This window comes from Streptomyces bambusae (genome assembly GCF_019400985.1).
In the GTDB taxonomy this organism is placed as follows: domain Bacteria; phylum Actinomycetota; class Actinomycetes; order Streptomycetales; family Streptomycetaceae; genus Streptomyces; species Streptomyces bambusae_A.
The window spans coordinates 1-8,900 of sequence record NZ_WTFF01000303.1 but is presented as its reverse complement, the minus strand read 5'-3'; the positions used below and the strand labels follow the sequence as shown (position 1 = coordinate 8,900).

Annotated in this window: 7 protein-coding genes; 6 read left to right on the top strand and 1 reads right to left on the bottom strand. The window is 71.8% G+C overall.

All coding sequences use genetic code 11. The features are described 5' to 3' along the window. The first annotated feature begins 1,017 nt into the window (after positions 1-1,017). Entirely contained in the window at positions 1,018-1,317 is a 300-nt protein-coding gene (locus GPJ59_RS29335) for a hypothetical protein (RefSeq protein ID WP_219670813.1), read from the top strand. Positions 1,318-1,772: 455 nt separating this feature from the next. Here GPJ59_RS29335 and GPJ59_RS29330 read toward each other — a convergent pair whose 3' ends face one another. Continuing rightward, a complete protein-coding gene (locus tag GPJ59_RS29330) occupies positions 1,773-2,729 on the bottom strand; it encodes a ScbA/BarX family gamma-butyrolactone biosynthesis protein (protein ID WP_258025096.1) in 957 nt (318 codons plus the stop codon). Positions 2,730-3,328: 599 nt separating this feature from the next. On the opposite strand from GPJ59_RS29330, the gene GPJ59_RS29325 reads away from it, so the two are divergent. The 5 genes from GPJ59_RS29325 to GPJ59_RS37925 form a co-directional block, all read left to right on the top strand. Further along, positions 3,329-4,606: a cytochrome P450 family protein gene (locus GPJ59_RS29325; protein WP_219670811.1), complete on the top strand. Its 1,278-nt coding sequence runs from the start codon at positions 3,329-3,331 to the stop codon at positions 4,604-4,606. Between the two features lie 200 nt (positions 4,607-4,806). After that, a complete protein-coding gene (locus tag GPJ59_RS29320; protein ID WP_219670809.1) occupies positions 4,807-5,523 on the top strand; it encodes a ScbR family autoregulator-binding transcription factor in 717 nt (238 codons plus the stop codon). Positions 5,524-5,814: 291 nt separating this feature from the next. Further along, entirely contained in the window at positions 5,815-6,483 is a 669-nt protein-coding gene (locus GPJ59_RS29315; RefSeq protein ID WP_219670806.1) for a ScbR family autoregulator-binding transcription factor, read from the top strand. Between the two features lie 269 nt (positions 6,484-6,752). Further along, positions 6,753-7,616, top strand: a complete 864-nt coding sequence (locus tag GPJ59_RS29310) for an AfsR/SARP family transcriptional regulator (RefSeq protein ID WP_219670803.1) — start codon at positions 6,753-6,755, stop codon at positions 7,614-7,616. Positions 7,617-7,751: 135 nt separating this feature from the next. After that, positions 7,752-8,900: ScbR family autoregulator-binding transcription factor (locus GPJ59_RS37925; RefSeq protein ID WP_308120550.1), on the top strand; the 1,149-nt coding region annotated here is incomplete at its 3' end.

Genomic DNA, 8,900 nt, shown 5'->3' with positions numbered 1-8,900 from the left:
GATGAGCCGGCTGTCCCTGAGTGGGGCGAACCTGAGCGGGCTGGCGCTGAGGGGGCTGTGCCTGGGCGGGCGGTGTCTGGGCCGTCTGCCGCTGGGCGGGTTGTGTCTGGGCCGTCTGCCGCTGGGCGGGTTGTGTCTGGGCCGTCTGCCGCTGGGCCGGCGGTGCCTGGGCGGGCTGCCGATGAGCCGGCTGTCCCTGAGTGGGGCGAACCTGAGCGGGCTGGCGCTGAGGGGGCTGTGCCTGGGCGGGCGGTGTCTGGGCCGTCTGCCGCTGGGCGGGTTGTGTCTGGGCCGTCTGCCGCTGGGCCGGCGGTGCCTGGGCGGGCTGCCGCTGGGTCGGCCGTGCCTGAGTGGGGCGAACCTGGGCGGGCTGCCGATGAGCCGGCCGTCCCTGGGCTGGGTGCCGCTGGGCGGGCCGTGCCTGGGCGGGGCGAACCTGAGCGGGCTGGCGCTGAGGGGGCTGTGCCTGAGCGGGCGGTGCCTGGACAGGCTGCCGCTGGGCCGGTGGTGCCTGGGCGGGCTGCTGATGAGCCGGCCGTCCCTGAGCCGGCCGCACCTGAGCGGGCTGCCGCTGAGGGGGCTGTGCCTGGGCGGGCGGTGTGTGGGCAGGCTGCCGCTGGGCGGGCCGTGCCTGAACAGGCCGCCGCTGGGCGGGCGGTGCCTGGGCGGGCTGCCGTTGGGTCGGCCGTGCCTGAGTGGGGCGCACCTGAGCGGGCGGTGTCTGGGCCGTCTGCCGCTGGGCGGGCCGTGCCTGGGCAGGCCGCCGCTGGGTCGCTGGTGCCTGGGCGGGCTGCTGATGAGCCGGCTGTCCCTGAGCGGGCCGGACCTGGGCGGGCCGCACCTGAGCGGGCTGCCGCTGAGGGGGCTGCGGTGGAGGCGGGGGCTTCTGTGGCTGATGGTCTTGTGTCCGTTGCGGCTGTGTCGGCGGTCGCCGAATCAGCTGAGGTTGTGGCCGGGGCCGGGGCTGGGGGGTCGGAGGCCCGGGGGCGGGTGTTGCACGCGAGTCATCCCGAGCCGGTGACGGCTCGGGAGCTCGTGGAGACGGTGGTGCGGGAGCTCGGGTGTGTGCTGCCGGAGGGGGAGGTGGATCTGGCGGGTGCGCTGTCGTTGCTGGGGGCAGCAGACGATCCGGTGACGCGGCGGTTGGTGTCGCTGCTGGCCGTGGACCACTGGTACGACAGCCGGCGGTTGTGGGAGCTGGTCCCGTCCTCGCCGGGGGCGAGGTTCGCGGAGGCGTTCGGGGCGTATGCGGAGTGGTACCGGGAGGCGTTGGGAAGGGCAGGTGTGGGAGGGGCGGGCGGGGAGCAACAGGCGTAGGGCGGGTGGTGTCGGGCGTGGGACATCCTCGGGTGGGGGTGACGGGTCTGGGGCATCCTCGGGTGGGGGTGACAGGTCTGGGGCATCCTCGCGTGGGGGTGACAGGTCTGGGTGGCGGTGCCGGGCGTGGGGTGTTCCCCGCGGTGGGTGGTAGTACCGGGCGTGGGGCATCCCCTGGGGCGGGTGGTGCTGGGCGTGGGCCATCCACTGGGGTGCTGCCGGGGGTGGGGCATCCCCAAATGAGGGCTGCTGGTGTGGGCCATCCCCTGGGGTGGTGCTGGCGTGGGTGGTGGGGTGGGTGCTGGTGGGTGGTGGTGTCGGGGTTTGCCAGGACACCACCGCGACCGTGACGGTCACGCCGGTAGTGGGGGTGTGGGGGGTGTGTTGGGTGCTGTGCGGGGCGTTCGGGGGTTTGGGTGGCCCGCCAGGGTTGGTTCTGCGGTGGGGCGTCGGGGTCAGGGGGTGGTGGTGACCTTGGAGCGGAAGATGGTGTTGCCTTCCTGGTGGCCCGTCACCTCGACCTCGGTGGAGGAGAGCGCCGTGGCCTCGATCCAGCACGGGGTGTCCAGCTCGGCGTAGTGGAGGAACTCCGTGGACATCGCCGAGGGGGTGAAGGCCCCCGGGCGGTGCAGGCCGCAGGCGGCCTGGCGGGCGGCTTCGACCAGGACCATGCCCGGGTGGTGGTCGTTGGCGTGCTCGAAGAGGATCGGGTGACCGAGGTCGGGGCTCAGCAGCCAGCGGCCGGGCTGGTCGGCGTCGGCCAGGACGACGTCGAAGGGCAGGAGCCGGCCGGCGGCCGCGGGGGCGATGGGCGGGCGGCGGTCCAGGGGGCAGGTCGCGCCGATCTCGCCGCGGGTGCCGCGCAGCCGCCGGTACGTGGCGGGGGCAACGCAGGTGAAGCGGGCGGTACCGGTGGCGGCGATCTCGCCGTCCCGGCAGATCTCGACCTCCAGGAAGCCGGAGAAGCGGTTGCCGCGCCACGCGAACTCGGTGCAGGTGGCGAACATGTCGAGGTCGCTGGGGCTCCGGCCGATGCGCAGCTGGTCGAGCCGGGAGTCGAAGTCGAGGCTCCAGAGTAGGACGTTGTGCCCGAGCGGGACGCCGTAGACGGCGTGGCAGAGGTAGAGCCCGACCTGGCGGACGGTCTCGCCGGCCTGGACCGGGTCGTGGCTGGTCCCGTCCGCGCTGGTGAAGAACGTGTGGGCGCGCGGCCACTGCCCCGTCAGGTGGTACGTGTCGTCGGCGATGCGGTCGCAGCCGGTCAGGAACACTTCGGCGAGGGAGCTGCGGTGGACGTACTCCTTGGGCACCGTAGTGGTGAGCCGGGGGGCCTCGTTGCAGCGCGTCCATGGCTCTCCAGCCCGCTGGAGGGGGAGTGTCCGAGGGGTCTTCGGGATTGTCAGCATCGTCATGGACCTCTCCGCAGAGCCGTTGCGACGGATGGGATGGGGTTGCTGGGTGCTGCTGCCTACGCGACACGCAAGATACGTACTCTCCGGTTTTGTTTGCAAGGTACTTCGAGAGGCTGAATGTGGCGAGCATGTGTGTGTCAACATGCGGTCAGCGGCGGGGAACAGGGCGGGCATGACGGCCCACCAGCAAACTTCCGGCCGTGGGGAGATCGGGGGGATGTTGTGCTTCCAGCCCAAGTGAGAGCTGGTATTCCGGTCATATGCCCCGGTCCGGCCCGGTCTTGGCCTACGCCGCCCGGTGAGGGGAATTCAAGCCGCCGTCGAGCGGCATCCGACCCTCCGGACGTGGCTGGCGGAGGTGGGGTGCTGATGCCAGACTTGGCCCCGCCACTGGTGAGTTCAAAACCGGATGGGCGGTTTGGAAATGCGGGGTGTGGGGGCTTCCTCGCGCTTCGTCGATGTGTCGCCGTTCGTATCGTCCGTCCATCGTTCTGCCGTTGTTTCTGCCGTCGTTCTGCCGTTGTTCGGTCGGTCGTCGGCCGGACCGCTGCCCTCCCGCTGTGCCTCGTGCCGTCGCCGAACAGTCATGGAGCTCCCTGATGACACGCCAGTGCCCCTTCGCGATCGACCCCTCCGGCACGGACATCCACGCCGAAGCCGCGTTCCTGCGGGAACAGGGGCCGGTCACACAGATCACCCTGCCCGGGGGAGTCACCGGGTGGGTCGTCAGCGGCAGTGAGACGATCCGCCGTCTGTTGGTCGACCCTCGGGTGTCGAAGGACGCGTACCGGCACTGGCCGGCCTGGATCAACGGGGAGGTCGGTGCCGAGTGGCCGCTGGCGATCTGGGTCTCCGTGCAGAACATGATCACCGCCTACGGCGCCGAGCACACCCGGCTGCGGCGTCCGGTGGCCGCCGCGTTCACCTCGCGCCGGGTCTCCGGTATGCGCCCCCGCATCGAGGAGGTGGCCGACTCGCTGCTGGACCGGCTCGCCGGACTGCCGGCCGGCGCGGTGGTGGACCTGAGGGCCGAGTTCGCGCACGAACTGCCGACGCGGATCGTCTTCGAGCTGTTCGGGATACCGGAGCGGTCCTGGGATGCGCTGCACCGCATCATCAAGGGCTTCTTCGACACGGCGATCACGGCCGAGGACGCCCAGGCCAACGCCGAGCTGCTGTACACGACCATGGCGGACCTGGTGGCGTACCGGCGCAAGCATCCTGGTGACGATCTGACCAGTGCGCTGATCTCTGCTCGGGATGGTGGGGATGGTGGGGACGGCGGGGATGGGGACGGCGCTTGCGGGGGTGGGGCCGTGCTCAGTGAGAAGGAGCTGGTCGACAATCTGATCCTGCTCTTCACCGCTGGATATGAGACCAGTGTGAATCTGATCTGCACCGCGGTGAGTGAACTGCTGTGCAGTCCGAGCCAGTTGCGGTTGGTGCGGGACGGGCTCGCGTCCTGGGAGGACGTGGTCGAGGAGGCGCTGCGGTTGGAGCCGCCGGCCTCGTACGCGCTGCTGCGGTTCGCGGTGGAGGACATCGAGGTGGGCGAGGCCGGGGCGGGGGTGGTGATCCCGAAGGGCGATCCCATCGTGGTCTCGTTCGCCTCCGCCGGGCGGGATCCGGCGGTGCACGGGCCGGATGCGGGGCGGTTCGACGTCACCCGGGCGACCAGGGGTGACCACCTGTCGTTCGGGTTCGGGACGCACTACTGCCTGGGCGCGTCGTTGGCGCGGCTGGAGTGCGCGGTGGCGCTGCGGCGGCTCTTCGACCGGTTCCCGGAGATGTCGCTGGCGGTGGGGGAGGGGGAACTGCGGCGGGTGGAGTCCTTCATCTCCAACGGGTTGAAGGAGCTTCCGGTGCGGCTGGCTTAGCTCCTGCCGATACCCCGATACCCCGATACCTCGATACCTCGGCTCTGAGCGGGCCTGGGGTGGGGGCTGGGGATCAAGGATTGCTTGTAGTGTGCTTGATAAAATACGGACCTTCTGGTTGGTTTCATGGGGGGTCGTGGATGCTGTAAGGGATCCACGACGGGACAGACCCCAGGCATGACGGAGGCAACGGAGGCACCGTGGCACGGCAGGAGCGTGCGATCCGTACGCGTCGCGCGATCTTGGAGGCGGCGGCCGCGGTCTTCGACGAGCGCGGCTACGACGCGGCCACCATCGCGGACATCCTTTCCCGGGCGGGCGTCACGAAGGGCGCCCTGTACTTCCACTTCTCCTCCAAGCAGGAGTTGGCCCAAGGGGTGCTCGACGAGCAGTTCGGAGAGGCGGGTGTTCCGCCCAGAGCCAGCAAGCTCCAGGAACTCGTCGACGTGGCGATGGTGTTGGCGTACCGGATGAAGCGGGAGCCCATGCTCAGCGCCGGGGCCCGGCTCTCGCTGGGGCCCGGGATGCGCGAGGTCTTCGGGGGCGGTTCGGTGCCGGGGTGGATCGAGTTCACCCGGCGGCTGCTGTCCGAGGCGAAGGAGCAGGGGGAACTGCTGCCGCACGTGGATCCGGGAGAGACCGCCTGGATCCTCTCGGCCTGCTGGGCCGGCGCTCAGATCTACTCCCACACGCTCAGCGACCGCGAGGACATCGAGACCCGGGTTTCGGGGGTCTACCAGCACATCTACCCGAGCATCGCGACGCCGGCGGTGCTGGCCCGGATCGACATGGCCGCCGACCGGGGGGAGCGGGTGAGCGCGGAGATGGCCGGTGCGGGTGAGGGTCAGGGTCAGGGTCAGGCGGAGTCCGGGGCGGCCGGGGCGGCCGGGGCGCTGAGTGCGTCGGCCTTGTCCTGAGGGCAGTGGCGAACGTCTGCGGCAGCGGTCGTGCCGGTGTCTGCGGCGGTGGCGGCCTCCGCGTCTGCGCAGCCGTCCGCGGCACCGTTGATTCGGGTGGGCGCTGTTCCGGTTTCTGGGCGTTTCCGAGTGTTCTTCGTACTGCGGTAGTCGAGGCGGCCCCGCGCGGATCGTGGTGAGGGGCGCGCCCTGAGGGTATGCGCCTGAGTGGCCGTCCTCGTTCGTCCGCGCCACCTCATAACCCCCCTATACCCCCCTGGACAAACCGCGAGGGCGGTTTGTGGAGACTCCATGATCAAGCAGGAGCGTGCCGCGCGCACGCGTGAAGCACTCGTCCGTGCCGCCGCGGAGGTGTTCGCCGAGCAGGGGTTCGTGACCGCCTCGATCGCGGCGATCAGCAGGAGGGCCGGCGTGAGCGCCGGCGGGCTGCACTTCCACTTCGAGAACAAGGCGGCGCTCGCCCTGGCCGTGGAGGACCGGGCCGCGGAGGCGCTGCGGTGCGTCACGGTGGGTGGGGGTGGCCGGGCGGGTGGGGGTTCGCTCCAGGTGCTCGTCGACTCCTCGCATGCGTTGATGGCACTGCTCGCCGGGGACGTCGTCGTCCGTGCCGGGTTCGAGCTGTCCGCGGAGTCCGCCCTCGCCCGGGAGAGCGGGGTCGATCTGCGCCGGCAGTGGCGGTTGTGGGTCGAGGACGTCCTGCGTGCCGCCGCCCGGGAGGGTTCCCTGGCCGACGGGGTGTCCCCGCAGGACGCGGCGCGGGCGGTGGTTGCCGCGACGGTGGGGCTTCAGGTGCTGGGCGCGGTCGATCGGGACTGGGTCCTGCCGCCCACACTGACCCGGTTCTGGGCACTGCTGCTGCCGCGGCTGGCGGCCAGCGGGACGCTCGGGGAGCTGGTGGCCGAGGGGACGGGCGCGGGGGACGAGTCCAGGACATTGTGCCGGGGCGTCATATCAGACTGAACGGTCTTGTTCGGGGTGGGGGTTCGGGTCTTCTGTGCTGCTTGTCCAGGGGTGGTCCAGGGATGATGTGGTCTTGTCGGGGTGGGTTGTTTGGGTGTGAACTCGCTGGTGAGAGGCGCTTCTTGAGTGGTGGTGGGGTCCTGCTGGTCCCCAAAACAGCACGACCGGTTTGATATTGACAAACCGTCGGTCCTGTTTTCTACTGAACGAGCGACTCATCCAATGACTGAGGGCACCTCCCAGCGGTAGCTGGGGGAGGGAGTTACGGCGTGGATATCGATGTACTGGGCGCACTGGCCGTGCGGGAGAACGGTGTGTCCATCACGCCGACCGCCCCGAAGCCCCGACAGGTCCTGGCCCTGCTGGCACTCCATGCCGACCAGGTCGTTCCCGTATCGGCGTTGATAGAGGAGCTGTGGGGGGACGAGCCGCCGCGCAGTGCGCGGACCACCCTCCAGACGTACGTGCTTCAGCTCCGGGCGCTCATTGCCACTGCGTTGGAGGTCGGGGGCGGAGCCGGAGCCGGGGGCGGGGACGGGGGCCTTGAGGACTCCGGCGGGCGGACCGCCAAGGATGTGCTGGTGACCCTCCCCGGGGGCTATCTGCTCAACAGCAACGGTGGGACGAGTGACGTCCGGGAGTTCGACCGGCTGGCCGGTACCGGGTACCGCGCGATGGACGCGGGGGACTTCCCCGGCGCCGCGCGGCTGCTGCGGGAGGCGCTGGCGCTGTGGTCCGGGCCCGCCTTCGCCGACGTACAAGGCGGCGTACAGCTCGACATGGAGACCCGGCGGCTGGAGGAGACGCGGCTGTGCGCGCTCGACCAGCGGATCGAGGCGGACCTGCGGTTGGGGCGGCACCGGGAGCTGCTGGCGGAGCTGACGGTGCTGGCGAGCCGGTACCGCACGCACGAGAACCTGCATGGGCAGTTCATGCTCGCCCTGCACCGCTCGGGGCGGCGCGGTGAGGCGCTGGACGTGTACCAGCGGCTGCGCGGCACGTTGGTGCGCGAGCTGGGGCTGGAGCCGTCCGCCGCGCTGCGGCGGTTGCAGCGGTCGATCCTCATGGCTGGGCCGGAGAACCCGGCGGAGGCGGCCGTGGAGGCGGGCGGGGAGCGGCTCGTCCGGGTGTAGGGCCGTCGGCTGGCGCGGCTGGCGCGGTTGGCGCGGTTGGCTCGGCTGGCTCGGTTGGTCGGCTGGTCGCCTGGCCCGGCTGGCCGGCCCGGCTGGCCCGGCTGGCTGGCTTCCGGTGTTCCCTTGCCGCGGCGGGTGCCGGGGGTGCGGGGGAGTGACGTTTGTCCGGCTCGCTGGGCTCGCCTGTTTTCCCGCTGCTTCGTTTGGGTGGTGCGGGGCCGGGTGCGTGCGGTGCGGGCCTGGTGGTGCCTGGTGTGCGGGGTCCGTGGGTTACTCGCGGGAGGAGACGGCTCGGTGCAGGAGAGGTCGGAGCGCACCCGGCGGCGGCTGGTCTTCGCCGGGGCCGAGATGTTCCAGCGCAACGGATACGCCCATGCGACGCTCGGCGACATCGCCGGGGCGGCCGGGGTGACGAAGGGGGCGCTGTACTTCCACTTCGCCTCCAAGGACGAGTTGGCCGAGGCCGTGCAGCAGCGGGGGTGCGCGCTGCTGTACGAGTCCGTACGGGCGCTGCGTGAGGCCGGGACCTCGCCGTTGCAGGCTTTGATCGACATGACGCACTGGCTGGCGCGGACGCTGCACGAGGACCCGGCGGTTCCGGCGAGCTTCCGGATCACCAAGGAGTGCGCGGGTCAGCGGCCGCCGGTGACGGACTTCCATGCGGCGTGGATCTCGGCCGTGAGCACGCTGTTGCGGCAGGCGCGGGACGCGGGTGAGCTGCGTGAACTGCCGGCGCGGGGTGGTTGGGAGAGCGCGGAGTCGCTGGTCGCGGCGGCGGCGTGCGGGATCGAGGGGCTGTCCGGGACCGGGATGCCGTACGGGGAGTTGCAGAGGCGGGTGGCGGCGCTGTGGGCGCTGCTGTTGCCGTGCCTGGTGGATGGGGGGCGGGCCGGGAAGTACCGGATCGCGCCGCCGCCGGGGGAGATGGGCGACTCCGGTGGGTCGTCGGTCTGGCCGGTGGGGGTGGGGGCGTCGTCGTCGCCGTCGCCGTCGTCGTCACCATGTGGGCTGGGTGCGGCTGGGGGGTTGGACGGGGCTGGGGGGTTGGACGGGCCTGGTGGGCCGGGGGCGGATACTGCGGCGGGGGCGGGGGGGGGGGGGACGGGGGTCAGCGGGGGCGGGGGGGTGGGGGGGGGGGGGGGGGGGGGGGGGGGGGGGGGGGGGGGGGGGGCGGGGGGGGGGCGGGAGGGGCGGGGGGGGCGGGGGGGGGGGGGGTGGGGGGGGGGGGGGGGGGGGCGGGGGGGGGGGGGGGGGGGTGGGTCTCTGTCACTTGGGGGCGGGGGG

Excerpts from the sequence above, each read along its gene's own strand:
- GPJ59_RS29330 (WP_258025096.1), bottom strand. The coding sequence starts at position 2,729 with ATGACGATGCTGACAATCCCGAAGACCCCTCGGACACTCCCCCTCCAG.
- GPJ59_RS29325 (WP_219670811.1), top strand. The coding sequence starts at position 3,329 with ATGACACGCCAGTGCCCCTTCGCGATCGACCCCTCCGGCACGGACATC.
- GPJ59_RS29315 (WP_219670806.1), top strand. The coding sequence starts at position 5,815 with ATGATCAAGCAGGAGCGTGCCGCGCGCACGCGTGAAGCACTCGTCCGT.